24 protein-coding genes are annotated in these 25275 nt (G+C 51.1%); 19 read left to right on the top strand and 5 right to left on the bottom strand.

What is annotated here, in order from left to right; all coding sequences use genetic code 11:
• Window positions 1-20: 20 nt before the first annotated feature.
• From arfA to L3D05_RS10285, 15 genes are all read left to right on the top strand, one after another.
• Window positions 21-1538 (top strand): arabinosylfuranosidase ArfA, encoded by a 1518-nt coding sequence (gene arfA / locus L3D05_RS10355; RefSeq protein ID WP_239615977.1) that lies wholly within the window; start codon window positions 21-23, stop codon window positions 1536-1538.
• Window positions 1531-2964, top strand: coding sequence for an arabinan endo-1,5-alpha-L-arabinosidase (locus L3D05_RS10350; RefSeq protein WP_239615976.1), 1434 nt, complete (start codon window positions 1531-1533; stop codon window positions 2962-2964). The genes arfA and L3D05_RS10350 overlap by 8 nt, the downstream gene beginning before the upstream one ends.
• Before the next feature lie 48 nt (window positions 2965-3012).
• A complete protein-coding gene (locus L3D05_RS10345) occupies window positions 3013-4038 on the top strand; it encodes a glycoside hydrolase family 43 protein (RefSeq protein ID WP_255807471.1) in 1026 nt (341 codons plus the stop codon).
• Between the two features lie 78 nt (window positions 4039-4116).
• Complete coding sequence (locus L3D05_RS10340; RefSeq protein ID WP_239616022.1) at window positions 4117-5091, top strand: glycoside hydrolase family 43 protein; 975 nt, start codon at window positions 4117-4119, stop codon at window positions 5089-5091.
• A gap of 89 nt (window positions 5092-5180) precedes the next feature.
• Window positions 5181-6290 carry a rhamnogalacturonan acetylesterase gene (locus L3D05_RS10335; protein ID WP_239615975.1) on the top strand — a complete coding sequence of 370 codons (1110 nt, stop codon included), beginning with the start codon at window positions 5181-5183 and terminating at the stop codon, window positions 6288-6290.
• Window positions 6291-6391: 101 nt separating this feature from the next.
• Window positions 6392-8137 carry a cache domain-containing sensor histidine kinase gene (locus L3D05_RS10330; protein WP_239615974.1) on the top strand — a complete coding sequence of 582 codons (1746 nt, stop codon included), beginning with the start codon at window positions 6392-6394 and terminating at the stop codon, window positions 8135-8137.
• A gap of 3 nt (window positions 8138-8140) precedes the next feature.
• Window positions 8141-9706 carry a response regulator transcription factor gene (locus L3D05_RS10325; protein WP_239615973.1) on the top strand — a complete coding sequence of 522 codons (1566 nt, stop codon included), beginning with the start codon at window positions 8141-8143 and terminating at the stop codon, window positions 9704-9706.
• A gap of 103 nt (window positions 9707-9809) precedes the next feature.
• A complete protein-coding gene (locus L3D05_RS10320) occupies window positions 9810-11165 on the top strand; it encodes an ABC transporter substrate-binding protein (RefSeq protein WP_239615972.1) in 1356 nt (451 codons plus the stop codon).
• 266 nt (window positions 11166-11431) lie between these two features.
• Window positions 11432-12331: a carbohydrate ABC transporter permease gene (locus tag L3D05_RS10315; RefSeq protein WP_239615971.1), complete on the top strand. Its 900-nt coding sequence runs from the start codon at window positions 11432-11434 to the stop codon at window positions 12329-12331.
• 70 nt (window positions 12332-12401) lie between these two features.
• A complete protein-coding gene (locus L3D05_RS10310) occupies window positions 12402-13178 on the top strand; it encodes a carbohydrate ABC transporter permease (protein ID WP_439647938.1) in 777 nt (258 codons plus the stop codon).
• Between the two features lie 24 nt (window positions 13179-13202).
• Window positions 13203-14234, top strand: a complete 1032-nt coding sequence (locus L3D05_RS10305; protein ID WP_239615969.1) for a glycoside hydrolase family 88/105 protein — start codon at window positions 13203-13205, stop codon at window positions 14232-14234.
• A 130-nt stretch (window positions 14235-14364) separates the two neighbouring features.
• A complete protein-coding gene (gene corA, locus L3D05_RS10300) occupies window positions 14365-15318 on the top strand; it encodes a magnesium/cobalt transporter CorA (protein WP_239615968.1) in 954 nt (317 codons plus the stop codon).
• 149 nt (window positions 15319-15467) lie between these two features.
• Window positions 15468-16871, top strand: a complete 1404-nt coding sequence (allB, locus tag L3D05_RS10295) for an allantoinase AllB (RefSeq protein ID WP_239615967.1) — start codon at window positions 15468-15470, stop codon at window positions 16869-16871.
• A 68-nt stretch (window positions 16872-16939) separates the two neighbouring features.
• Window positions 16940-17101 carry a hypothetical protein gene (locus L3D05_RS10290; RefSeq protein WP_305037433.1) on the top strand — a complete coding sequence of 54 codons (162 nt, stop codon included), beginning with the start codon at window positions 16940-16942 and terminating at the stop codon, window positions 17099-17101.
• 154 nt (window positions 17102-17255) lie between these two features.
• Window positions 17256-17924: an HAD family hydrolase gene (locus L3D05_RS10285; RefSeq protein ID WP_239615966.1), complete on the top strand. Its 669-nt coding sequence runs from the start codon at window positions 17256-17258 to the stop codon at window positions 17922-17924.
• Window positions 17925-17927: 3 nt separating this feature from the next.
• Here L3D05_RS10285 and L3D05_RS10280 read toward each other — a convergent pair whose 3' ends face one another.
• The gene (locus L3D05_RS10280; protein WP_239615965.1) at window positions 17928-18425 is read right to left on the bottom strand and encodes a YcxB family protein; all 498 of its coding nucleotides are present in this window, start codon (window positions 18423-18425) and stop codon (window positions 17928-17930) included.
• 42 nt (window positions 18426-18467) lie between these two features.
• Window positions 18468-18659, bottom strand: coding sequence for a hypothetical protein (locus tag L3D05_RS10275; RefSeq protein WP_239615964.1), 192 nt, complete (start codon window positions 18657-18659; stop codon window positions 18468-18470).
• Between the two features lie 192 nt (window positions 18660-18851).
• On the opposite strand from L3D05_RS10275, the gene L3D05_RS10270 reads away from it, so the two are divergent.
• The 3 genes from L3D05_RS10270 to L3D05_RS10260 all read left to right on the top strand — a co-directional run bounded on the left by L3D05_RS10270 (window position 18852) and on the right by L3D05_RS10260 (window position 22479).
• Complete coding sequence (locus L3D05_RS10270; RefSeq protein ID WP_239615963.1) at window positions 18852-19946, top strand: GntR family transcriptional regulator; 1095 nt, start codon at window positions 18852-18854, stop codon at window positions 19944-19946.
• A 107-nt stretch (window positions 19947-20053) separates the two neighbouring features.
• A complete protein-coding gene (gene araD, locus L3D05_RS10265; protein WP_239615962.1) occupies window positions 20054-20758 on the top strand; it encodes an L-ribulose-5-phosphate 4-epimerase in 705 nt (234 codons plus the stop codon).
• Between the two features lie 47 nt (window positions 20759-20805).
• Window positions 20806-22479: a ribulokinase gene (locus tag L3D05_RS10260; RefSeq protein WP_239615961.1), complete on the top strand. Its 1674-nt coding sequence runs from the start codon at window positions 20806-20808 to the stop codon at window positions 22477-22479.
• Between the two features lie 91 nt (window positions 22480-22570).
• On the opposite strand, the gene L3D05_RS10255 is transcribed toward L3D05_RS10260, so the two are convergent.
• A complete protein-coding gene (locus L3D05_RS10255) occupies window positions 22571-23368 on the bottom strand; it encodes a DUF4367 domain-containing protein (RefSeq protein WP_239615960.1) in 798 nt (265 codons plus the stop codon).
• On the bottom strand, window positions 23361-23939 hold the full coding sequence (locus L3D05_RS10250; RefSeq protein WP_239615959.1) for an RNA polymerase sigma factor: 579 nt from the start codon (window positions 23937-23939) through the stop codon (window positions 23361-23363). The genes L3D05_RS10255 and L3D05_RS10250 overlap by 8 nt, the downstream gene beginning before the upstream one ends.
• 234 nt (window positions 23940-24173) lie before the next feature.
• Between L3D05_RS10250 and L3D05_RS10245 the strand changes: the two genes are divergently transcribed.
• Window positions 24174-24821, top strand: a complete 648-nt coding sequence (locus L3D05_RS10245; protein ID WP_239615958.1) for a TVP38/TMEM64 family protein — start codon at window positions 24174-24176, stop codon at window positions 24819-24821.
• Window positions 24822-24860: 39 nt separating this feature from the next.
• Here L3D05_RS10245 and L3D05_RS10240 read toward each other — a convergent pair.
• On the bottom strand, window positions 24861-25275 hold a 415-nt coding region (locus tag L3D05_RS10240), incomplete at its 5' end, for a hypothetical protein (RefSeq protein WP_239615957.1).

Raw genomic sequence — 25275 nt, 5'->3', positions numbered from 1 at the left:
CATAGAAAGAGGAGAGCACCATGACATCGACTGTTAAAGCGAAAATGATCGTAGACAAAGAGTTTCAAATCTCTCGTATCGATAAAAGAATTTATGGCTCTTTCATAGAGCATCTCGGCAGAGCCGTATACGGCGGTATTTACGAGCCCGACCATCCGGAAGCGGACGAGAACGGGTTCCGCAAGGACGTTATCAAGTTAGTGAAAGGGTTGAACGTTCCGATCGTCCGTTATCCGGGAGGCAATATGGTTTCCGGCTATAACTGGGAAGATGGTGTCGGGCCGCTGGCGAACCGACCTCGCAGGCTAGAGTTGGCTTGGAGGACGATCGAGCCGAATTACGTGGGCACGAACGAATTCGCCGATTGGTGCAAGAAGGTCGGATCCGAGGTAATGATGGCGGTCAACCTAGGAACGCGCGGCATCGAGGATGCTCGAAATCTGATCGAATATTGCAATCACCCGGGCGGTTCTTATTATAGCGATCTTCGTATCTCCCATGGATACAAGCAGCCTCACAAGATCAAAACCTGGTGTCTAGGCAATGAGATGGACGGTCCATGGCAAATGGGCCGGAAGACGATGGACGAGTATGGACGGATCGCGATCGAAACGGCGAAGGTTATGCGTTGGGTCGATCCGGATATCGAGCTCGTTGCCTGCGGAAGCTCGAATTCGAGTATGCCTACGTTCCCGCAATGGGAAGCGACGACGCTTGAACATACTTACGAGGCGGTTGACTATATTTCCCTCCATCAGTATTTCGGCAATCGCGACAACGATAGCGCGAATTACTTGGCTCTTTCGTTAGAGATGGATCGATTTATCAATACGATTATTTCCGTATGCGACTACATTAAGGCCAAAAAGAGAAGCAAGAAAACGATGAACCTGAGCTTCGACGAATGGAACGTATGGTATCACTCTAATGATGCGGATAAGCGGATTGATCCTTGGTCCATCGCCCCGCCGCAATTAGAGGACATCTATAATTTCGAGGATGCCCTGCTTGTAGGAACCTTGCTTATCTCCTTCCTCAAGCGTTCGGATCGCGTTAAGATCGCGTGTCTTGCTCAATTAGTTAACGTTATTGCTCCGATCATGACCGATAATGGCGGCGCGGCATGGAAACAAACGATCTACTATCCGTATATGCACGCATCCGTATTCGGTCGAGGGATCGCGCTCAATCCGGTTGTCGTATCGGACAAATACGATAGCAAAGATTTCACCGACGTCCCTTATCTTGAGGCGGCTGCCGTCTATAACGATGAGGCGGACGAAGTGGTCGTATTCGCGGTTAATCGCAGTCTGGACAATGGGTTGGAGTTGACGTGCGATGTCAGAAGCTTCGAAGGATATCGTATCGTGGAGCATATCGTACTTGAGAATCCGAATCTGAAAGCAGTTAACACCGCCGGCGCGGAGATGGTGAAGCCTCATAACAACGGCAATGCGAAGCTGGATGGCGGGATCATTAACGCCGTGCTGCCGAAACAGTCATGGAACGTGATCCGGATGCAAAAAGCGCATGCCTAAATATTCGAAAGGGGCGGCCAGCATTCTATTGTCGGCCGCTCTTCTCATAGGAGGCTGCTCCGGTGGAGCCGTAGTGGCGGAGCCGGTCTATCCAACCGCGCCGATAGATTACCCTCTCTATGATCTGAGCAACGTCGATAACGAACAGGAATGGCATGTTAGCAATGCGCATGATCCCTCGATCATTAAGGTCGGGGACACCTACTATGTTTTTTCCACCGATATTAAGGCCGCCGGAACTCCGCGCCCGGGCATCATGGTGCGCAAGTCGAAGGATCTCATTCAGTGGGATTGGGTCGGCTACGCGCTGAAGGGTGGCATTCCTTTGGCTGCCTCCTCATGGACGAAAGCGACGAATTTATGGGCTCCGGACATTGCGAAGCTCGGCGAGAAGTACTATCTCTACTATTCCGCGTCCGAGTTCGGGACGAATCGTTCCATAATCGGAGTAGCTACGAGTTCTAGCATCGAAGGGCCATGGACGGATGAAGGGGAAGTCGTGAGAACGCAGCAAAGCGATGCGCCGAACGCGATCGATCCTAATATCGCTATCGATGCGGACGGTCGGCCGTGGATGGCTTACGGATCCTTCTTCGGAGGAATCTATGTCGCGCCACTCGATCCGGCGACCGGGAAGTTCAAAGACGAGGGATTCGGGAAGCAGATCGCGAGCAGAAGCCATCAGACGGAAGAAGGCGCGTTGGAAGGTCCTTATATCATCTATGAACCGAAGTTTAAGAAGTATTATTTGTTCGTTTCTTATGATTCGTTATTTGCAGATTACAATGTTCGGGTCGGCCGGTCGGACAGCATCGAGGGGCCTTATGTAGATAGGAACGGTCATGAGATGAATGATTCCTCTTATGAGCCTCAGTACGAAATCGGTAATAAGGTGCTCGGAGACTACAGCTTCTCGGAGGGTGACGGTTGGGTCGCTCCTGGGCATAACTCCATCCTTCAAGATGGGGATCGAAGCTTCATGATCCATCATGCGAGAGGTCAATCCAAAACTTCATGGGCGTATTTGCACGTAAGGCAAATGATATGGACCGAGGATGGTTGGCCGGTCGTGTCGCCGGAAAGATATGCGGGGGAGACCATCCAAGCGATTCCCGAATCGTCCATTCCCGGTGAGTGGGAGCGGATCTATCAAGCTAAAGATGTCAATGGCCGCGTGCAAGGGAAGCCGCTCTCGTTGTCCTGGGATGGCGCGGCGGAAGGTGAACCGGGAACCGGCAAGTGGAAACTGAAGGGCGAGCATACCCTTGAAGTGACGTGGTCGCTCGACAATGGCGAGACAACCGTAGAAGCTCTGGAGCTGTTGCCATCATGGGATTGGGAGTTGAGGAAACCCGCCCTTGTTTTTACCGGAATATCGTCGGACGGTACTGGAGTGTGGGGGAAGAAGCTCGATTCGGGCAAGTAAGTCAGCGTGGAAGAGAAATTCATACTAAAGATAGAGTGGTGCTGAAGCATGGAGAATATAGAAAACAAAGTAAACGGTGAGAAGTCCTCCGGGAACGATGGGGGAGTTGCCGTGTTGACGGAATTCCGCAATCCGATCGTCGAACAACGTGCCGATCCTTGGGTATACAAACATACGGATGGCTATTATTATTTTACGGCTTCGGTACCGGAATACGATCGGATCGAATTGCGTAAATCGGCGACGATTCAAGGCATCGAGTCGGTTGCTCCGGTCGTCTGCTGGCGCAAGTATGACAGCGGTCCTATGAGCGCGAACATATGGGCTCCGGAAATTCATTATATCGACGGTAAATGGTATATCTACTTCGCGGCGGCTCATACGACGGAGACGAATGAAGGGCTGTTCGATCACCGGATGTACGTGTTGGAAAATGAATCTGCGGATCCGACGCAAGGAACTTGGACGGAAAAAGGGAAAATCATCACGAAGTGGGAATCGTTCGCGTTAGACGCGACGTCGTTCGAGCATAAGGGGATCCGTTACCTCGTCTGGGCGCAGAAAGACCCGGATATTAAGGGGAATTCCAATCTGTATATCGCTAAGATGAGCAATCCATGGACCCTTGAAGGGGAGCAGGTGATGATTACCAAGCCGGAGTACGATTGGGAGATCATCGGTTTCTTGGTTAACGAGGGAGCGGCGGTCATTCATCGTAATGGAAAAGTATTCATCAGTTATTCCGCTAGCGCTACGGATCATCATTATTGCATGGGATTGCTGTGGGCGGATGAAAACAGCGATCTACTGGATCCGAGTAGCTGGAGCAAATCCGCTAAGCCGGTATTCGAAACGAACGAGACGACGGGACAATACGGCCCCGGCCATAATTGTTTTACCGTCTCGGAGGATGGGCTTACGGATATTCTCGTGTATCATGCCCGCAACTATAAGGAGATCGTCGGAGATCCATTATACGATCCGAATCGGCACGCACGCGCGCAGATCGTGAGATGGAACTCGGATGGAATGCCTGACTTCGGCATACCTGTGGCTGACGTTAAGAGAAACTAATTATCCGACGAGAGTCGCAGGTGGGGTTTAATGCGCATGCAGGGATGGAACAAATCCTCATTAGTCGTAGCGTTGGCTATGCTGCTGACGATAGTTGCGGGTTGCGGGAACCAAAAGGAGGAGCTTCGCGACCCCTTAGTGGAGCAACGGGCAGATCCGTGGGTGTACCTACATTCGGACGGTTATTATTATTTCACGGGATCGGTGCCTGAGTATGATCGCATCGAAGTGCGACGGGCTAAAACTTTGAACGGGCTTGCCGGCGCTAAACCGGTAGGTGTATGGAAGAAAGAGGATAGCGGCGCGATGAGCAAGCATATTTGGGCGCCTGAGATTCATTATATAAACGGAAAATGGTATATCTACTACGCCGCCGCAAGAGAAGATGCGCCATTCGATCACCGAATCTACGTGCTGGAGAATGAATCGGCCAATCCGCTCGAAGGATCATGGACGGAGAAGGGGCAACTCAAGACGAACTGGGAGTCCTTCTCTCTGGACGCGACGACCTTCGAGCATGAAGGGACGCAATATCTCGTCTGGGCGCAGAAAGATCCGAGAATTGAAGGGAACACGAATATGTATATCGGAATATTGGATAATCCATGGACGCTTATAGGCAAGCAGACCATGATCTCCAAGCCGGATCAAGCGTGGGAAAGGATCGGCTATATGGTGAATGAAGGGGCGGCGGTGCTTAAACGAAACGGCAACATCTTCATCGCCTACTCCGGCAGCGCGACGGACGCTAATTATGCAATGGGTTTACTCACGGCTTCGGATTCAAGCGATCTTCTCGATCCGGAGAGTTGGACGAAGTCGGAGACCCCCGTATTCTACACGAATCCGGAAGCGAATCAATACGGGCCGGGACATAACAGCTTCACGACGACGCCGGATGGCAAACGGGATATTATCGTATATCACGCCCGTCCATACAAGGACATCGAGGGCGAGCCGCTGTTCGACCCGAATCGGCATGCGCGAGCTCAGGAATTCGGGTGGAACGAGGATGGAACTCCGAATTTCGGGAAGCCCGGGCAGGAACACTGATTTTTAAACAAAGAGACCGGATTATCGATCATCGATTATCCGGTCTTTCTTCTATACTGGAAGGAAAACCTTCCGCTAGGGGGCGCACTGTGGCAACGAGTGAATGGAAATTCGACTTCGGCATCGGCGATGCTGCGGCTGGATATACGAAAGTTACCGCGGATTGCGGGTATGATCAGGCGCAAGGATACGGCTTTACGGACGTGTCCCGGGTCACCACTCGGGACCGGAAAGCACCCGATGCGCTGAAGCGCGATCTGTGTATCCCCGCGGATACGTCTTTCCGAGTGGACTTGCCGAATGGGAATTATACGGTGTCGATCTTGATGGGAGATTGGATCGTGCCGGCTTGCACGACGTTGAAGGCAAGTCCGGGCAGACTGTTGCTTCATCTGCATTCCGTATCCGCAGGACAGTTCGTAAGGGAGACGGTCGCGGTATACGTGAGGGACGGTCAGATGAATTTGACGTTTTCCGGTCCTGCGCCGAGAGTGAATGCGCTTGAGATCCTAGCGGCGCCTCATGCAATCAATTTGTTTTTGGCTGGGGATTCGACGGTGACGGATCAGCCCGAAGATGGGTTTCCTTATGCTGGATGGGGACAGATGCTTCCGAAATACTTGAAGCATGATGTCTTCGTCGCTAACCATGCCATGTCCGGAAGGAGCTCGAAGAGCTTCATTGACGAAGGTAGGCTGGAAGCGATTTGGCAAGAAATGAAAGCCGATGACTATTTGTTCATTCAATTCGGACATAACGACCAGAAGCCGGACGAAGAGCGGTTCACCGATCCTTCTACGACCTATAAGCGTTACCTCCAGCAATATATCGATGGCGCCCGTTCGAGGGGGGCCCATCCGGTGTTGGTAACTTCGGTGCATAGACGTTTCTATGAAGAGAATGGACAGCTCATGAATACGCACGGTCCATATGTGGAGTCCGTCCGTGAATTGGCAGCGGAGCAGGGCGTTCCTCTCCTGGATCTGGCGGTGATGAGCAAGAATTTATTCGAAGAGATTGGCGAGGAAGAGGCTAAGTCGCTCTTCATGTGGGGCGCCCCGGGAGAGTTTGCTCAGTTCCCTGGCGGAATCGAAGATAATACGCATTTTCAAGAGCAGGGTGCGATAAGGATCGCGGAGTTGGTTGTTTCTGGCATTAGGCAGGCACGAATCTGGCCGTTGACGATGTATTTGAGATAAATGGGAATGCGTGGGAAACGAATCGGCTCGCTTTACAGAGATTGTCGCGGATGTCATACTTCTAATACTTATTTCGATTGACGGAGAGGATGACATCCAGCATGCAAAAGTGGTTTATATCCTTTCGGCACATGAAGATCAAAAATAAGCTGTCGATCCTATTCGCGCTCATTATTTTGGTTACGTTTTCATTTACGTTCCTCGTTCAGCAATATGCTTTCTCTATCTATGATAAACAGTTATACGACAAATCGTCGCAGGTGTTGAATCTGTCCTCGGCCGCGATCGAAACCAAGCTCAGCCGCATTGAGCAGATGTCTTACGACATCATCGCGGACATTCAACTGCAGAGTCAGCTCCTGTCCATTAAGGATGCGGATTCCGAGTATGACAAGCATATTTTGCGACAGAAGGTTATCGATCGGCTTCTGACTTACGCGGGTTCTGAGCCGTCTATTTACTCGATTCAGTTAATCGATTCGCAGGGGAAGGAGAACGGAGCGGGGAATGTAACCGATATTGATCCTCAGAAGAGCGAGCGAATCAAGAAACTGACTAGCGAGGCCGAAGGGGACAATCTATGGATCTATCCCGACGAGAAGGATCCCGCTCTCATATCGGCGAGGGAAATTCGCTCGTTCAGCAACACGAACTTCGATCTGCAATATTTGGGGACGCTGGTCATCCGGGTCAACATCGCGAAGATCGCTCAGCAATATTCGGCAGCGGAAGGGGATCTAATTCTCTTCTCCGGCGAGGAGGTTATCTATCCGAAGGAACCTCTGTTCAGTCTAGCTGAGGTTAACGATTCGTTCCGTGCCCAGAAGGGCTATTTTACTCAGAAAATGAAAAGCCATACGTATTTTATCTCATATACGAGATCTTCCAATACGGGATGGACTTATTTGAATATTACCCCTTTTAATCAAATTTTCGAGCGGGTTATTTTTATTAAAGAGCTTGTCGTCATCGTATTCGTTGCAATATTCGCACTCGTAATGTTAATAGGGGTTCGGTTCTCCAGAAGTCTGACGCGCCCGATCGATGGCTTGATTACCCGAATGAAGATGGCCGAGAAAGGGAATTTCGCCGGGGCGCATCTGCAAACCGCGGACGATTCGCCGATGTCGATGGACGAGATGGGGCTGCTGCATCGCACGTTCAGGCTCATGGTCGAGCGGATCAATACGCTGATAACGGAAAATTACGCTAATCAGCTATTGATCAAGGAAACGGAATTCAGGGCTTTGCAGGCGCAGATTAACCCCCATTTCTTATACAACACGCTGGAATCGATCAACTGGATCGCCAAGGTGAACAAGCAAACGCAAATTTCGAACATGGTGGAATCGCTAGGTTTCCTGCTTCGTAACTCCATTAATATGAAGGAAGAAATACTCACACTGGGGGAAGAGCTTGAAGTCGTCAGAAGTTACGTGACGATCCAGAAGTATCGATTCGATGAGAGATTGGACTTCAAGCTGGAGGTTCCCGATTACTTGCTGTCCCGCAAATTGCCTAAGCTGACGCTGCAGCCGCTCCTGGAGAACGCGATTCAGTATGCTTTGGAACCGACTATCGGGACGAGCCGTATCGTCGTTCGCGCCGAGCTTACGAAAGAGGGTCTCATCATCCTCGTTGAGGATGATGGTCCGGGCATGCCTCATGACACCCTTGCTCTGCTGCGTAACGGTGAAATGAAAGCGAAGGGAAAAGGGATCGGCTTACTCAACATCGATGAACGAATCAAAATCGCATTCGGTGAGCAGTATGGGATTCGGATAGATAGCGCCGCTGATACCGGCACTCGGGTGTTGATTGCCCTGCCGCGTGAAGAGGAGGTATAAACGATGTACAAAGTGATGCTAGTAGACGACGAGAAAATTATTATTGATGGCATATCGCAGATGATCGACTGGTCATCGCTCGGCACGGAGTTGATCGGAACGGCTCCTAACGGAGTAGAGGCTTATGAACGGATCAAGGAGCTTAAGCCCGACATCGTTGTGAGCGATATACGCATGCCGGGAATGGACGGGTTGGAGCTCGTAGCTGCCGTACATCAGGCTGATCCGGATATCCGATTCGTGCTGCTCTCCGGCTTCGGAGAGTTCGATTATGCGAGCCGCGCCATGCAATATGGCGTCAAACACTATTTACTGAAGCCGACGAACGAGAATAAGATCGCCGAAGCTCTATCGGAAATCGTATCGGAACTGGACTCGGACAAGCAACGGGAACGGTTCGTCAGCACGATCAAGCAAGGGCTGCAAAAGGCGATACCGCATTTGAAACAACAAGTGCTGAAGGAATTCGTCACGAACAAAACCTACGGGAGCAGAGACTGGGATTACTATCGCGAGCTATTTCAATTCGAGTTCGAACGTCCGGTGCGCTTGCTCCTGTTCCAGCTAGAGGGGGCAGTCGTGGAATTCGAGCATCTGTTCGCGGTCAACAACATTGCCGAGGATTTGTTGGATACGACGTTGCTCAGCACGACGATCGGGGATCACGTACTCGTCCTCGTCGAAGATACGCTAGATCTGCCCGAACTTTACCGGCGGATTCATGAAATTCGTGATACCTTCCAGCATTATTACAAGTTGGACGTGACGATCGCCTTGAGCGAACCCGACCGCATTACTCGAGCGCGCAGCTTGTACCAGGAAACGCTGCAGAGCCTGAACTACCGGTTCTATCTTGGCGAAGGGGGCTTGATCACGCGCAAGGATACGGGGGCGCGAGGGCCCGAGATGATAGGCAATTTTAACTTCGAAGAAGAGAAGTTGACGATGCCGGTACAGTCCGGTCACAAGGAAGAAGCCGAGCAGGCGTTGGCAAATTTAATGACTGGGCTTAAGCAGGCTAAGCTTGATATCCATGTGACGAAAACGTACGTCATCCAGCAGTTCGTCTCTTTGTTGCGCTTAGGTGACCCGCAGCAGATCAACCGATATTACGGACGGTTGTCCGAGCTTGTTGAGTTGAACACGCTGCAAGCGATTCAACAATTGTTGGAAGAGACGGTTCGCGAGCTCGTGCAGTATCACTATGATCGCAACGTGGTCAAGCATACTTCGATCGTTCGCAAAGTGATTGATATCGTGGACAGCCAGTTGGGAAATTCCGAATTGTCTCTTAACCAGGTAGCTAGCGAAATGCTCTACATGAACGCGGACTATTTAGGTAAGTTATTTAAAAAAGAAACGGGAGAGAAGTTTTCCAACTACGTCGTGAAGGCGAGAATCAAAAAAGCGACGGAGTTCATGGCGAAGGACCCGGATATAAAAATATTCGAAATGGCCGAAATGCTAGGCTTTGGAGATAATCCCCAGTACTTCAGCCAAGTGTTCAAAAAACAAATGGGCTGCACCCCATCCGAATATATGAAGCTTCCGGACAACTCTGGTTTTTGAACAAACAGCACGGTTTTTTGGATTACGCTTTCGGTCTATCCCGCTGATAATAGGAAATGTAAGCACTATCAATAATTACTCAAAGCTCAGGGGAGGACTAAAAATGAAAAAAGCACTAACGGGGTTAGTAATGCTTGCTTTAGTCATTAGCATGATCGGATGCGGCTCCAATAACAACAAAGAAGCGGCCAGCTCGGCACCGGCATCATCGCCAGCAACAAGCTCTGGAGAAGCGTCTCCTAAAGCATCGGAAGGCGATAAGAAGGATCCGGTTACTCTACGCGTCGCTTGGTGGGGCGGTCAAGCCCGTCATGACTACACGCTTAAAGTCATCGAATTGTACGAGTCGCTTAACCCGCACGTGACGATCGAACCTGAGTATGCTTCCTTCGACGATCACTGGAAGAAACTCGCGCCGAACGCGGCTGCAGGCAATCTTCCTGACGTCATTCAGATGGATATCTCTTACCTCTCGCAATACGGCGGACGCGGACAATTAGAAGATTTGACTCCGTATACGCAGAACGGCACAATCGATGTCAGCTCCATCAGCGAAGCTTCATTGTCCGGCGGTAAAATCGGCGATCAATTGTTCGCGATGAACTTGGGCTCCAATGCTCTCTTGGCTGTCATTGATAAAGAGATGCTGGAGAAAGCCGGCGGCACGATGCCGACGCAAGATTGGACGTGGGATGACTTCACTAAGCTTGGACCTATCATGAAATCGCAAGGCAAAATTTTGACTCAAGATCTTCGCCATGACGTATTCTTCCCGTTCTACCTGAGAGGCCAAGGCCAGCACATGTATGCTGCTGACGGCACAAGCTTAGGCTATACCGACGATAAACCGTTCATCGACTTCTATACCATGTACAAATCTTGGTATGACAATGGCAATCTGTTGTCTCTTGATAAATTGGCTCAGAAGAAAGGTACGCCGGAAGACGGCGAACTTGAGCTTGGTAACGCAGTCAGCACATGGGGCTGGTCCAACCAATATATTCTTTCATCCAGTGTAGCGAAACGTCCTTTCGAAATCTTGCCTGTACCAGGCTGGAACGACAACAAAGCTTTGTTCCTGAAACCGAGCATGTACTTCTCTATCTCCAAAAACTCGAAAGTCAAAGAAGAAGCGGCGAAATTCATCAGCTTCTGGGTTAATGATATCGAAGCGAACAAAATCATCATGGGCGAGCGCGGCGTACCGGTTTCCTCCAAAGTGAAGGAAGCGCTGAAGCCAAGCCTGACTCCTGATCAAGCTAAAGTGTTCGACTATGTGGCTTGGGCTGAACAGAACAGCAGCCAGATGGATCCTCCGAATCCGGTTGGAGCCGTCGAAGTCGACAAATTGTTGAAAGACGTAGCCGAACAAATTCTTTACAAGAAGACAACTGTTGAAGAAGGCGCGGCTAAGTTCCGTGAAGAAGCAAACAAAATTCTTGCTAAGAACAAAAAATAAGTTGCCTTAAGCAAGCCGGGTCTGCGATCGTCGCAGGCTCGGTTTTTTGTTGCGCACCCCGCACAGGATTACTTGCAAACGGCGATTTAAAGCGGAAAAGCCGCGCTATTCTAACGCTGGATCCAATTGACGGATACCCCCAACCTACCATGTCTGCAATTTGAACAAAAACAACGGTTTTTTGCATTCAGATGTGCGGTTCAGAACTTCATAATAGGAGTATAAGTAAACGCTTACGAGTCTGATATGCCCAAGGAGCTGAAATCATGAAACTACGCGAAAATAACCATGTGGTGGGCTACTTGTTCGCCTCCCCCTTCATCCTGGGTTTCCTTGTGTTTATCGTTTACCCGGTGTTCTCCTCTCTTTATTACTCCTTCACGGATTACAACCTGCTGGAGGCGCCAAGCTGGGTAGGGTTCGACAATTACCACAAGATGTTTACGGACGACGAGAAGTATATGAAATCGATTTCCGTCACGCTTAATTACGTATTTGCCAGCGTGCCATTAAGGCTCGCGTTCGCGCTAGGAGTCGCGATGTTGCTGAACAAAGCGATCTCCGGTATCGGACTATACCGTTCGGCTTATTATCTTCCATCGCTGATCGGCGGTAGCGTCGCGGTATCGATTCTGTGGTCGCAAGTGTTCGGAGATCAGGGGTTGGTCAACTCGGCTCTTGGTTTGATCGGAATCGAATCGGATACGTCTTGGATCGGTAATCCTTCAACGGCATTATGGACGCTGATCGCCTTGTCCGTCTGGCAGTTCGGCTCGTCGATGCTGATCTTCCTGGCGGGGCTCAAGAACATTCCGAAAGATTATTACGAAGCCGCAAGCGTCGACGGAGCGAATAAGGTACGCCAGTTTTTCAAGATTACGCTTCCGCTGCTTAGTCCGATTATCCTGTTTAACCTGATCATGCAGACGATCTCCGCGTTCATGACCTTCACGCCAGCTTACATTATTTCCAGAGGCGAAGGCGGTCCGCTCGATGAAACTTTGCTGTACTCCCTCTATCTTTATAAAAGAGCGTTCGTCTTCTACGAGATGGGTTATGCGTCGGCAATGGCTTGGGTAGCGCTGATCGTGATCGGTATCGTTACTCTGCTTATTTTCCAATCGTCGCGCTACTGGGTGCACTACGAATCGAAAGGAGACAAATAACATGGCGATCTCGCGCAAAAGATGGAAGTCGCTTTCTTATCATCTCCTCGTCGGCGGATTGGCGTTCTGCATGTTTTATCCGATTTTATGGCTGATCGTCAGCTCGCTAAAACCTAACGACGAAATTTTCACGACGGCGTATAGCCTGATTCCAAGCCGCCTCGAATGGGACAACTACGTAACCGGATGGGCCGGATTCGCGGGCAATTCTTTCGGAACGTTTTTCAAAAATTCGTTTATTATCGTTATTCTCTCTACGATAGGCGCGGTAGTCAGCTCTGGATTGGTTGCCTATGCGTTCGCGCGCATCCCGTTCTTCGGCAAGGGCTTATGGTTCGGATGCATGATGCTGACCTTGATGCTGCCGCGCGACGTTACGATCATTCCGCAATTTATCATGTTCTCGGAGCTCGGCTGGTTGCAGTCGTTCAAGCCGATCATCGTGCCACAGTTTCTAGGTATTCCGTTTTTCATTTTCCTGATCATGCAGTTCATCCGGACGGTTCCGGTTGATCTCGATGAGGCGGCGAAGATCGACGGGTGTAGCAAATACGGGATTTTCTTCAAGATCATCCTGCCGTTAATCGTGCCTGCGCTGATGACGTCCGCTATCTTCTCTTTCTACTGGACGTGGGAGGACTTCCTTCACCCGCTGCTCTATTTGAATAAGCCGGATTTATATCCGGTATCGCTGGCGCTAAAGCTTTTCCTCGATGGAGAGTCTCTTAACAACTGGGGCGGAATGTTCGCGATGTCGACGCTGTCTCTCGTACCGGTATTCGTTATCTTCTTTATTTTCCAGAAGTATATCGTCGAAGGTATCAGCACAAGCGGCTTAAAGGGGTAATTCACATTGGAGGGAGCAGACACCATGCCTGCATTACAATTTAACGATAACGAAATTATCGAAGTCATCGATCGCGTAGTAGACCGGACGTTCCGGATGGACTTTAGCTGGGATTGGCCCGGGGGCGTAGCTTTCTACGGAGTGTGCGAAGCGTATGCGGCAACGGGGAAAGCGGAGTATCTGGAGCGGTTAAAAGCTTGGGTAGACGAAAATATGGAGGAAGGGCTGCCTAAGCTGTCCGTAAACGGAGTATCGATCGGGCATTCGTTGCTTACGCTCTATGAAGTTACGAAGGACGAACGTTATATTGAGACGGCAAAAGAGATGGCGGAGTATTTGACGCATGAAGCGGTAAGGTTCGGGGATGGTATTTTCCAGCATACGGTCAATTCCGAAACGTATAATTTCCCGGAGCAAGCCTGGGTAGACACGATGTTCATGGCGGGGTACTTCCTGCTTCGGATTGGCAAGCTGTTGAATAGAGACGATTATTTCGCCGATGGATTACGTCAATATCATGGACATGAGAATGTACTTCAGAACGCCACGACCAATCTCTATTATCACGGTTGGGACAATATTGCCGGTAATCATATGTCAGGCGTTCACTGGGCGCGCGGCAACTCTTGGGCGGCGCTGACGATGGCGCGGGCACTGGATATCGTGCCGGTCGATCTTCCGAACTTCATGGTCATCGAAGGCTCGTTGCGCGACCAATTGAGCTCGTTAGTGCGGCTGCAGGATGAATCCGGATTATGGCATACGATATTGGATGATCCGACCTCTCCGCTGGAGACATCGGGATCAGCGGGGATCGCTGCCGCGTTGCTGACGAAAGGGCGCTTGTATAACAAATATACGCAACGATCCATCGACGGAATCGTTGCCCAGATCACGGAGGACGGCACGGTAACCGGAGTGTCTGCAGGCACTGCCGTCATGCAGGATGCTGCGGGTTACAAGGGGGTTCCCGACAAGCGTATTCAAGGCTGGGGGCAAGGGCTGACGCTGGCCTTCTTATGCGATGTGCTGAACGTTCGTAAAAATCCATATTGAATTCATAAGACGCGCTGTCGAGTAGACTCATCTCGGCAGCGCGTCTTTGCTGTACGGGGGTTGGTACCCCAGACGCAGGTTGCCAACTCCTGCCATTACGGAGCATAATGTACGTTAGAGGTGAGGCGAATTGCTTCGGATAATGGCGGTAACGGAAAAGCAGGAACTATTGGTGGACATTCCCCTTCATAACCTGATGAACGACAATATCAAATGGTTTTGGGTCGATTTCGACTGTCCAACGGACGAAGAAGTTCATCTTCTGGACAGTTATTTTCATTTTCATCCGCTAGCGATCGAAGACTGCATGCATCTCCTTCAACGGCCTAAGATAGACCATTACGAGGAGACGAACTTTTTCGTTTTGCACGCTCTGCATCCCGAGACGCTTAAAGCGGAGGAAGTGGATTTTTTCTGGGGGCCGCGAGGAATCGTAACGTTCCACTTGAGCCATTCGCAGGAAGTGGAAGAGGCTTGGCGCAGAATGCAGGACCCGGGTTTCCGCAAGGACAGGGACCATAACTACGTGGCTTATTTGATCGTGGACAAGTTAGTCGACAACTATTTTCCGACCTTGTATAAGATAGAGGATCAGCTTAACGAGCTGGAGGATCAAGGGGAGAACAGAACTGACATTCAGGAGAAAACCGAGCAGATTTATGATATTCGTTCGGATCTGCTTAGAATAAGGCGCACGGTTATTCCGATGAGGGATTTGTTATATCGGGTCATTAACTCCGACAAGATTCAAGGCGTTAAAGACCAATACGCTTATTTTACGGACATTTACGATCATTTGTTGAAGCTGACGGAGATGATCGAGTCCAATCGCGAGATGACGGCTGATCTTCGGGATAGCTATGACTCCTTGCGCTCGAATCGAATGAACGCGATTATGAAGACGTTAACGGTCATTACGACCATTTTCATGCCGCTAACCTTTATAGCCGGTGTTTACGGTATGAATTTCGTTAATATGCCTGAGCTTAAATGGACCGCAAGCTACTACGTCGTCATTGGAGTCATGATGGTTCTGGGCGTGGGGATGTATTTGTGGTTTAAACGCAAAGGATGGTTCGATTAATCGGTAGGGACATTTTCTATGGGATGATAATGTAACTAAATATTACATAAAAGAAGAATAATGAATTCCTTCTCAAAACTAAAGCCTAGTTTATGTTATATTATATAACATAAACTAGGCTTTAGTTTGGGATGCAGGAGGGATTGAATATGGGGGAAGAGGTTCGGTTGGATGTGATCATTAAAGGAGGAGAAGTCGTGCTGCCGGACGGGGTTCGCGTCGCGGATGTTGGGATCCAAGACGGCGTTATCGTAGCGATTGCCCCGGATATTCAAATTTCTTCTGAGCAAACAATAGACGCGCAAGGGCTTTACGTGATGGCGGGAGCCGTCGATGCGCATGTTCATCTGAATGAACCGGGATTGGGCGAGTGGGAAGGCTTCGAGAGCGGTTCGGCGGCGTTGGCGGCAGGGGGATGTACCACTTTTATCGACATGCCTCTTAATGGGCTCCCTCCGACGGTCACGGTAGAAGCGATGAATCAAAAGCTGGAAAAGGCGAAATCCGCGGGAACCTATATCGATTACGCGTTATGGGGCGGACTCGTTCCAGACAATCTGGACGATCTGGAAGCGCTGGCGGATGCCGGAGTGATCGGATTCAAAGCCTTCATGTCATCTCCAGGAGAGACGGGGGGAGGTTGCTTTAAACAGGTCGACGATATTGCGTTGTTCGAAGGAATGAAGGTCATCGCCGGTAAAAATAAAGTGTTAGCGGTACATGCGGAAAGCGAGGAAATCATCGTTGCCTTGTCCGAGAAATTCGACGGACGGCCTAAGAGAAGCGTGCGCGATTTTCTCGATTCCAGGCCGCTGGCTGCGGAATTGGATGCGGTACGCCGGGTGCTTTTGTTCGCGGAACGGACGGAATGTCCGCTGCACTTGGTTCATATTAGCTGCCCTCAGGCCGTCGATCTGATCTGGGAAGCGAAATTGAACGGCGTCAATGTGACGGTAGAAACGTGTCCCCATTATTTGATGTTTACGGAGGAAGACTTGGAGAGGCTTGGCCCCTTAGCTAAATGCGCTCGGCCAATTCGCGGCCTAAGGGAAAGGGAAGGGTTATGGGCGAGAATAGCGGAAGGCAAAGTCGATATGATCGCTTCCGACCATTCTCCCTGTCCCCCTTCGATGAAGCTGGACGGGGACGATTACTTCGCGGTCTGGGGCGGGATTTCCGGTGCGCAAAGCACGCTGGAGTTGATCATAGACGAAGGGCATTTTGAAAGGGGGTTGCCGCTTCCTTTATTGTCTAAGCTGCTCTCCGAAGGGCCGGCGAAGAGATTCGGGTTATTTCCCCGGAAGGGAAGGCTGGCGATCGGTTCCGATGCGGATATTGTCTTGGTGAATCCGGACGCTCCTTACGTCCTTCGGCCCGAGCATCTGCTCTATCGACATCGGCAAAGCGTGTACGCGGGGAACGAGTTCCGCTGTCGGGTCATGCTGACGATGAGCCGCGGCAAAGTCGTCTATACGTTAGATCGCGGGATTGGGCCTGCCCGCGAGGGGGAATGGCAACGCTCCAAGCGAGTGTCGTTGCGATCGTCTACCTAATGTCTTCTCTGTTGTCTCATCGGGTCAGATTCGTGTAGTCACACGCCCATATGGGCGGAGACGATACGATGTTAGAGAAGGAACCGCTGGAGGCGATTGCCGAGAAAAGACAGCTTAAAGCCTTCACCCACGAAGGGTTCTGGCATCCGATGGATACGTTGCGGGATAAAATGCTTCTAGAGGGCATGTGGAAATCGGGATCTGCGCCGTGGAAGGTGTGGCAGACATGAAGGCGGCGTGATCGAACTCATGATCGCTCTGGAGACGAAGGGCCTGCGAAAGCAGGTTCTTTTTTTTTACGATCCGTTGCCGAGTCGACGATTCTCTCATTCTTGCGTAGAATAGAATGAAATCAAACAGAGAAATAGACGGGGAGCGATAGGGATGGCGATTAAAGCGGTAGTTTTTGATTTTGACGGGACGTTGATGGATACGGAAACTTGCGCCTATGAGGCGTATTGCGGAATATACGCGGAACATGGGGTGCAATTCCCTTTCGATGCTTGGACGGCGGGCATTGGCACTAAGGCGGGAGGGTATGATCCTTTCGCGGAATTGGAAAGAGGCTTAGGAGTGCCGGTAGACCGGAATGCGATGAGGGAGCGTTATCGGAATGCGCATGCGGCGAACGTCGCGAAAGCGACGCTGTTCCCCGGGGTGTTGGAACGATTGGAGGAGGCGCGTCGATTGGGATTAACAATCGGACTCGCTTCCAGCTCGGACCGGGCTTGGATCGAACGTCATCTCGGGAACCAAGGAATCAGGCCGTATTTCCAGACGGTCCGAACTTCCGATGACGTGGAGCAGGTCAAGCCCGATCCGGCATTGTACAGGCTAGCCGTTGAAGATCTCGGCGTTCAGCCCCATGAAGCGTTCGCGATCGAGGATTCGGTTAACGGGCTGCGTGCGGCGAAAGCGGCGGGGCTCTTCGGAGTAGCCATTCCGAACAAGGTAACGGCCAGGATGGATTTCTCGGAAGCGGATTTGACCCTGAAGAGCCTGGAGCATTGTTCGTTAAAGGAAATCATTGACGCATTGGGACAGTCTACATAAATTCTACTTAATGAGTCCCCGATTGATTTTGTGGCGTCGGCCAGCGATCTGCTTGAACTGATCTTCTTGAGCGGCGTCCGCGAATCGGTCTCTCGGAACGATCCAGAATTGTCTCTTGTCTAAGAAAAGGTAGTAGAACTTGTCCGTCATCCATACTTTGTTAACGGACGCCCAAGTCGTATCGGAGCTAAGATCCTCGGAGTGAAGGCGAATGTCTTCGTCTCCGACGGATAAAGTGAACAGCTTGCTATACCTTGGATCTTTCGAAAACTTCGTAGGCTGCAGGTAGCAGGAAGTGAAGTAAGAGAAGGCGAGCACCAGCAATACGACTAATGCGATCCATAATAGTTTGGGGTTGGATGTTTGGGTGTACATGATGATTTCCAGCAGGACGATCGCTAGGCCGAGTCCGTTGGAAATCCAGAACCTAAGGGAGTTGTAATGATAACCTCGAATGGCTTTGCCCATATATTCATTGTACTTAAACGTGATGTCGATCAATGTGATACTCCTCCTTATTCTATGAAGCGGCGTACGTATGCGTTATTCCAATGAGGTTTTCGCGGTTTGCAAAGCTTGGATGATCCGTTCCAGCTCGTGTCGATCTTCGATGAACAGCGAAACGTATTTTGGGCGATATCCGCTGCTAGCGAGTTCGATATGAACCTGTTTTTTATCGGAATCAGCGCTAATATCAATGTTTTCGGTCGAATAAATCATTTGATTGGCCAGCAAGACAACCCCCCAACGGACAGAATACACAAACTATAACATAACTTCGCGAGGTTTGGGCATCCCGGGCTATTGTTAATGCTAGTACCGTACAACTAAGCCGCAGAGTCTTCGAAAAGGTACGTACAAGTCGATTGCTGTGGTATAATGTCCACATACATTTTGACAGGGTCGCGTGAAGTGGAGGTACCCCAATTGAATGCTCAATCACCCAAATATTTGCAGTTAAAAGAAGAGATTCTGTCATGGATCGCGAGCGGAAAATATCGTCCGGGCGACAAGTTGCCTTCGGAGAACGAGTTAGCGGAGCAGTACTCGTTAAGCCGCCAGACGGTGCGCCAATCGATCGGCGAGCTTGTGACGGAAGGATGGCTTGCCCGCGAGCAGGGCAAAGGAACTTTCGTAAGCAGGCAATCAGCGGAGCGCCGCAGCGTTTCTGGCAATCGTACTGTCGGCGTCATTACGACCTCCATCTCGGATTATATCTTTCCTTCGATCGTCCGCGGAATCGAAGCGACATTGAAGGATAACGGCTACCGCATGCTGTTGTCCAGCACGGATCACCGTAAGGATCGGGAGCGGGAGTGCTTGGAGATGATGCTTAGCCATTCGGTATGCGCGTTAATTGTAGAACCGACGAAGAGCGCGGAAGGCAACCCGAACTTCGATAATTATTTGGCCATTGAAGATCATGGCATTCCGATGGTGATGATTAACGAGTCCTATCCGGACATGGAATTTCCTAGCGTTCGAGTAGATGACGATGCAGGTGGCTTCATGGCGGCTAGTTACGTGATCGGTCTAGGACACCGGAAGATTGCCGGCTTCTTCAAAACGGATGACCTGCAAGGCGTTCGAAGAATGAAGGGATTTATCCGCGCTTGCAGGGAGCACCATATTCCGTCCGACGGAAGCCTTCTCGTGCGGTATTCAACGGAGGACAAGGAAGAACATCCGCATCGCATGCTTCGCGAAATGCTGCTGTCCGATCAGCCGCCGACGGCGCTCGTATGCTATAACGATCAATTGGCCATCTCTCTGCTGGATACGGTAAGGGAAATCGGTTTGCGAATTCCGGAAGACCTCTCGATTATCGGATATGACGATTCTTTCTTGGCCACGGCAACGGAAATCAAATTGACTACGATCGAGCATCCTAAGTCCGGCCTAGGCGAACAAGCGGCGAATCTTCTCATCGCGCAATTGGAGAAGGGCACGGTTCCGCCGAACAAAGAGATGCTGTATCCGCCTAAGCTGGTCGTTCGTCAATCGACGATGGAAATCCGTTAATGCTAACTATCGACACACCTGTACGTACAAGTGTATAATAAGATCAGCTATTGAGGAGAAATTTATCGTTGATATCTTGATCTGCGTAGGGAAGGGGAGTGTTTTACTTGTTAGAACAACTTAAGAAAATAGTATGCCAAGCGAATGCGGAGTTGCCTAAATACGGCCTCGTGACATTTACATGGGGGAACGTTAGCGGCTTCGATAGGGAGTCGGGCCTCATGGTGATCAAGCCGAGCGGAGTCCCTTACGAGGAATTGCAGCCCGAGCAAATGGTGGTTGTGGATTTGGACGGCAACATTGTGGAAGGGACGATGCGCCCTTCGTCGGACACCCCGACTCATCTCGTGCTCTATCGTTCTTTTCCGAACATAGCGGGAATCGTTCATACTCACTCGCCGTGGGCGACGATCTGGTCGCAAGCCGGGCAAGGAATTCCTGCGCTAGGAACGACCCAAGCCGATTATTTCTACGGAACGATTCCTTGCACCCGTCCAATGACGAACGCGGAGATCGAAGGCGCGTACGAGGCGGAAACGGGCAGCGTTATCGTCGAGACGTTCCATGGCCTCAATCCGGATCGGGTTCCGGGAGTGCTGGTGAACAGCCATGCTCCGTTTGCATGGGGCAAGGATGCCATGGACGCGCTGCATAATGCCGTTGTGCTTGAGGAAGTCGCGAAGATGGCTTATCACACAAGGCAATTAAACGCGGGAGTACCGTCCATGAATCAAGCGCTGCTGGACAAACATTATTTGCGTAAGCATGGCGCGAACGCTTATTACGGTCAACCGGGAGATTCGAAGCACTAAGTTTCGATCTGTGAACGATATCATTCATTCCTTCGAGGAGGCAAATCATGAGCCACAAATACGCTATCGGCGTTGATTACGGTACCCAATCGGGACGCGCGGTTCTTGTCGACCTGTCCAACGGACACGAAATCGCGGATCACGTCACTCCCTATCCGCACGGCGTTATTGACGAGACATTACCGACTTCCGGCCAACCCCTGGAGCACGATTGGGCATTGCAGCACCCGGATGATTACTTAGAGGTGCTTCGTCGCTCTATTCCGGCAGTTCTGAAGCAATCCGGCGTCGATCCGTCAGACGTGATCGGATTAGGAATCGACTTTACGGCGTGTACGATGCTGCCGATCGATGAGCAAGGCGTTCCTCTGTGCTTCAAGCCGGAGTGGAAAGATAATCCTCACGGTTGGGTAAAGCTATGGAAGCATCATGCTGCCCAAGACGAGGCGGACCGGTTGAATGCGATTGCCGCGGAGCGCGGCGAGAAATTTCTTCCCCGCTATGGCGGCAAGATTTCCTCCGAGTGGATGATCGCGAAAGTATGGCAGATCGTCAATGAGGCTCCCGACGTCTATGAAGCAACCGATTTGTTCACGGAAGCGACGGACTGGGTCATTTCGCAGATGACCGGCAATTTTGTGCGCAATAGTTGCACGGCGGGATATAAGTCCATTTGGCACAAAAAAGACGGCTACCCGAGCAAAGATTTTTTCAAAGCGCTAGATTCGCGTCTAGAAAACTTGACGGAAACGAAACTGCGCGGAGACATCATGCCGCTCGGAACCAAAGCGGGCGAACTGACGGAAGCGATGGCGCAACTAACGGGTTTGAATGCTGGGACGGCAATCGCGGTCGGAAACGTGGACGCGCATGCAGCCGTTCCTGCGGTCGGCGTCGTCACGCCGGGCAAGCTCGTCATGGCGATGGGAACTTCCATCTGCCATATGCTCCTTGGATCGAATGAAGTAGAAGTCGAAGGAATGTGCGGGGTAGTCGAGGACGGAATCATTCCGGGATATCTCGGTTATGAAGCCGGGCAGTCCGCGGTAGGGGACATCTTCGAGTGGTTCGTGGAGGAAGCGGTACCGGCACACGTGAAGGAAGCGGCGGAGAAGGAAGGCGTTGGCGTACACCAATGGTTGACCGAGCGGGCGGAAGCTTATACTCCCGGAGAGACGGGCTTGCTCGCGCTTGATTGGTGGAATGGCAATCGCTCCGTGCTCGTAGACACGAACCTGACGGGCGTCATCGTAGGGTATAGCTTGTTGACCAAACCGGAGGAAGTTTATCGGACTTTGCTGGAATCGACGGCATTCGGAACGCGTAAAATCATCGATGCCTTCCACAATAACGGAGTGCCGGTGGATGAAGTTTACGCATGCGGAGGATTGCCGCAACGCAATCGTCTATTGATGCAAATCTACGCGGACGTCACGAATCGCGAGATCAAAATCGCGGATTCCAAGCAAACGCCGGCAATCGGAGCCGCGATGTTCGGAGCGGTTGCGGCGGGAAGCGCCAAAGGCGGTTATGATAACGTCGTGGACGCGGCGAAAGCGATGGCGCGAGTGCGCGAGGAAACTTTTAAGCCGATTCCCGCTAACGTTGCCGTATACGAGAAACTCTACCAAGAGTACAGCGTTTTGCATGATTACTTCGGCAGAGGCGCAAACGACGTGATGAAACGATTGAAGTCATTGAAGGACGAAGCTTCGCGTTAAGATCATCTCGTAGATTACGCTTGAAGCGGACAATTGGCTTGAATATAAAACAAGGTTGGCAGGATGATCATCCTGTCCAACCTTGTTTTTGTTAGGAATCAAACATCTCTTCAGCCATCCGAATCAGTTCGTCGCTTGCCACGATACCGCTCATATTAATGTAAATTCCGCCTACGATGGCTTCAATCGCGCTGCTGCCGTTAGTCGTAGTAGAGAGTATAGCCGGACCGGAGCTTAGCTGGATAGGCTTGACGGTGACCCCTTCCCTCGGCACGTTCGTTCCGAAACCGGTGTTAGGTTCTATTTTTTGCAAGCTTACAAACATAAGCTTCTCTTCCTTCGTGTGAAACATATAAACGGCATGATCCGCTTTCTCGCTACCCTCGGAGAGGTACAATTGAGCCGTATCGAAGGAATACCCTGTCGGGATGTAAGGAAAGCTTGGCGCACGGAACGAGACTAACTTGCTCGCATGGTCGCGGCTATATACTTTGACCATAACGGTTGTGTCACTTACCCGCTCTACGCTCAACCCTTCCAGAGCCTCCGGGGGGGGAGGCGTCTTTGCTTTGGTGGCGGCCGTATCGTCGGAACGTCCGAAAAAAAAGCTTAACATGCCCGATGGATATTGTTTCAGCTTCGCATAGACGGGGTCGATGGCTCTTGCCGCTTCGTTGTCGCCGAAGAGTGTCGCTCCGATCAGGATAGAAGCGGCAACGAGGGATAGCTTTGATAACCTCGATCGGAAGTTTTTTCGAGTGCGGCGTGCCGCCAATTTTCTTTGTACCTTCAGCCAAGAAGGATGAGGGTCGATGGAATCGTCTTGAGGCTGGTTGGCGGAAGCCTCGAATGCGGCATCGAATATTCGCTCCATAGGATCGTTATTCATCGCGGCTCCCCCAATCCTTGAACAATTTCCTTTTCAGATAGCTACGGGCTCGATGAAGCTTATGCTTGACCGCGATTTCGGTATCTTGGATTTCATGCGCGATTTCTTTGTAAGACATCCCTTTTTTCCACTTCAGCTCTAAGATCGTGCGCTGCTCGGGTTTCATGTCCGACATATGGCGGGAAATTTGTTCTTCCAACGACTTGGCTTCAACCTCTTGTTCTACGGATCCCCCCGCTGCGATGTTCACGATCGGGCTATTCTCCCAAGCGTACTCCAAGCTGACATCGTTTCGGCTTTTTTTTCTTTTGCGTATATGGTTGATCGTATAATTTCGGGCGACGACTTTGATCCAAGCTTTCATATGTTCTTCATTCTCGGCTGCGGGACATTTGTTCAACGCTGTCATGAACGCTTCCTGAATAATGTCTTCCGTCACGGAATGATCGTTGACCATATATAGAATGGGTTTATACAGAAACCGATAAAATTCGCGATAAATTTCTTCCTGCAGCGATTGGTTTAACTTCGGGAAATTCGAACCAAGCAGCAGCAATAAATTCGTGCACATAAGGAGGACTCACCCAATTCCGGCTTTATGATAATAACGTTAATTTATGGTGCCAGTTCCAGTGTAATCTAAATAATTGGGCTAGAGAAGCTAATATTTCCAAGTGGCGAACAATCGTGGATCGATCTTGCGTTTGAGGCTTGGCATCGGTTAGCCAGCTAATTTTGTTTTCTTATCTCCGTTTTTGTATGATACGAATAGAAGGATGGAAAACAAAGGAAGGGGCTTGTCCGATTGCGTCGTTCTTGGGTTTGGAAAATCGCGGTAGCATGCATTATCGTGGCAGGTTTGTTATGGTTCGATCTGAATTACTTGAAGCTGAATCCGGAGTCGATTCGAACTTGGGTGTTATCGTTCGGATGGATAGCTCCGGTTCTTTATATCGGGATGTATATCGCTCGACCGTTTATTTTATTTCCCGCATCCGTTCTATCCATGGCTGGAGGTTTGGCGTTCGGGACATGGTTCGGGATGTTGTATACGTTAGTCGGAGCGGTTACCGGGGCTGTGCTGTCCTTTCTACTGGCGAGGAGAATAGGCAGGAGCTTTTTTCGAGGCAAAGAGGATCCGAGGTTGGAGAAAATAGAACGGGCAATGGAGAGGAAGGGGTTCATGATGGTACTCCTGCTGCGGATCGCTCCCTTCGTGCCCTTCGATCTCGTAAGTTACGCGGCGGGCGTAGCCCGCGTGCAACTAAGGGCATTTCTTCCCGCCACGATCATTGGAACGTTACCGGGAACTTTCGCTTATAACTTTCTCGGATCCAGCTTGACTAAGGGAAGCTGGCGGGAATTTGCAATTGCCGGCTGCGTCTTTGCCGTTGCCCTCTCCGTCCCTTTCCTGTTCCGCCGTAAAGTGGAACAGGAGATGGAAGGGGATTGAAAGCCTAAAGAGGTAACGGTACGTCACCTATCGGCGAATTCAAAAGTTCGGACCAGGGAAAGTCGGTAATGGCGGGAAACCGGGACTACCCGGTCTACCCGGTCCATTCGGATTGGGGGACATGCCCCCGCCGGGACCGCCCGGCATTCCCGGTACGCCTGATCCGGGGAACATGCCTCCGCCGGGACCGCCCGGCATTCCCGGTACGCCTGATCCGGGGAACATGCCTCCGCCGAGGCCACCCGGCATTCCCGGTACGCCTGATCCGGGGAACATGCCTCCGCCGGGACCGCCCGGCATTCCCGGTACGCCTGATCCGGGGAACATGCCCCCGCCGAGACCGCCCGGCATTCCCGGTCCGCCTGATCCGGGGAACATCCCTCCGCCGAGGCTACCCGGCACTCCCGGTCCGCCTGATCCGGGGAACATACCTCCGCCGGGACCGCCCGGCATT

Source organism: Cohnella mopanensis (assembly GCF_022352055.1).
GTDB lineage: Bacteria > Bacillota > Bacilli > Paenibacillales > Paenibacillaceae > Cohnella > Cohnella mopanensis.
The sequence above is the reverse complement of the archived record's forward strand: the minus strand, read 5'-3'. Positions and strand labels throughout refer to the sequence as shown.

Bases quoted from the DNA above. Each gene is read 5' to 3' on its own strand.
- L3D05_RS10325 (WP_239615973.1), top strand. From the start codon at position 8,141: ATGTACAAAGTGATGCTAGTAGACGACGAGAAAATTATTATTGATGGC.
- L3D05_RS10350 (WP_239615976.1), top strand. From the start codon at position 1,531: ATGCCTAAATATTCGAAAGGGGCGGCCAGCATTCTATTGTCGGCCGCT.
- L3D05_RS10315 (WP_239615971.1), top strand. From the start codon at position 11,432: ATGAAACTACGCGAAAATAACCATGTGGTGGGCTACTTGTTCGCCTCC.
- arfA (WP_239615977.1), top strand. From the start codon at position 21: ATGACATCGACTGTTAAAGCGAAAATGATCGTAGACAAAGAGTTTCAA.
- allB (WP_239615967.1), top strand. From the start codon at position 15,468: ATGGGGGAAGAGGTTCGGTTGGATGTGATCATTAAAGGAGGAGAAGTC.
- L3D05_RS10250 (WP_239615959.1), bottom strand. From the start codon at position 23,939: ATGTGCACGAATTTATTGCTGCTGCTTGGTTCGAATTTCCCGAAGTTA.
- L3D05_RS10345 (WP_255807471.1), top strand. From the start codon at position 3,013: ATGGAGAATATAGAAAACAAAGTAAACGGTGAGAAGTCCTCCGGGAAC.
- L3D05_RS10330 (WP_239615974.1), top strand. From the start codon at position 6,392: ATGCAAAAGTGGTTTATATCCTTTCGGCACATGAAGATCAAAAATAAG.
- L3D05_RS10255 (WP_239615960.1), bottom strand. From the start codon at position 23,368: ATGAATAACGATCCTATGGAGCGAATATTCGATGCCGCATTCGAGGCT.
- L3D05_RS10285 (WP_239615966.1), top strand. From the start codon at position 17,256: ATGGCGATTAAAGCGGTAGTTTTTGATTTTGACGGGACGTTGATGGAT.
- L3D05_RS10290 (WP_305037433.1), top strand. From the start codon at position 16,940: ATGTTAGAGAAGGAACCGCTGGAGGCGATTGCCGAGAAAAGACAGCTT.
- L3D05_RS10305 (WP_239615969.1), top strand. From the start codon at position 13,203: ATGCCTGCATTACAATTTAACGATAACGAAATTATCGAAGTCATCGAT.
- L3D05_RS10340 (WP_239616022.1), top strand. From the start codon at position 4,117: ATGCTGCTGACGATAGTTGCGGGTTGCGGGAACCAAAAGGAGGAGCTT.
- L3D05_RS10260 (WP_239615961.1), top strand. From the start codon at position 20,806: ATGAGCCACAAATACGCTATCGGCGTTGATTACGGTACCCAATCGGGA.
- L3D05_RS10310 (WP_439647938.1), top strand. From the start codon at position 12,402: ATGTTTTATCCGATTTTATGGCTGATCGTCAGCTCGCTAAAACCTAAC.
- L3D05_RS10320 (WP_239615972.1), top strand. From the start codon at position 9,810: ATGAAAAAAGCACTAACGGGGTTAGTAATGCTTGCTTTAGTCATTAGC.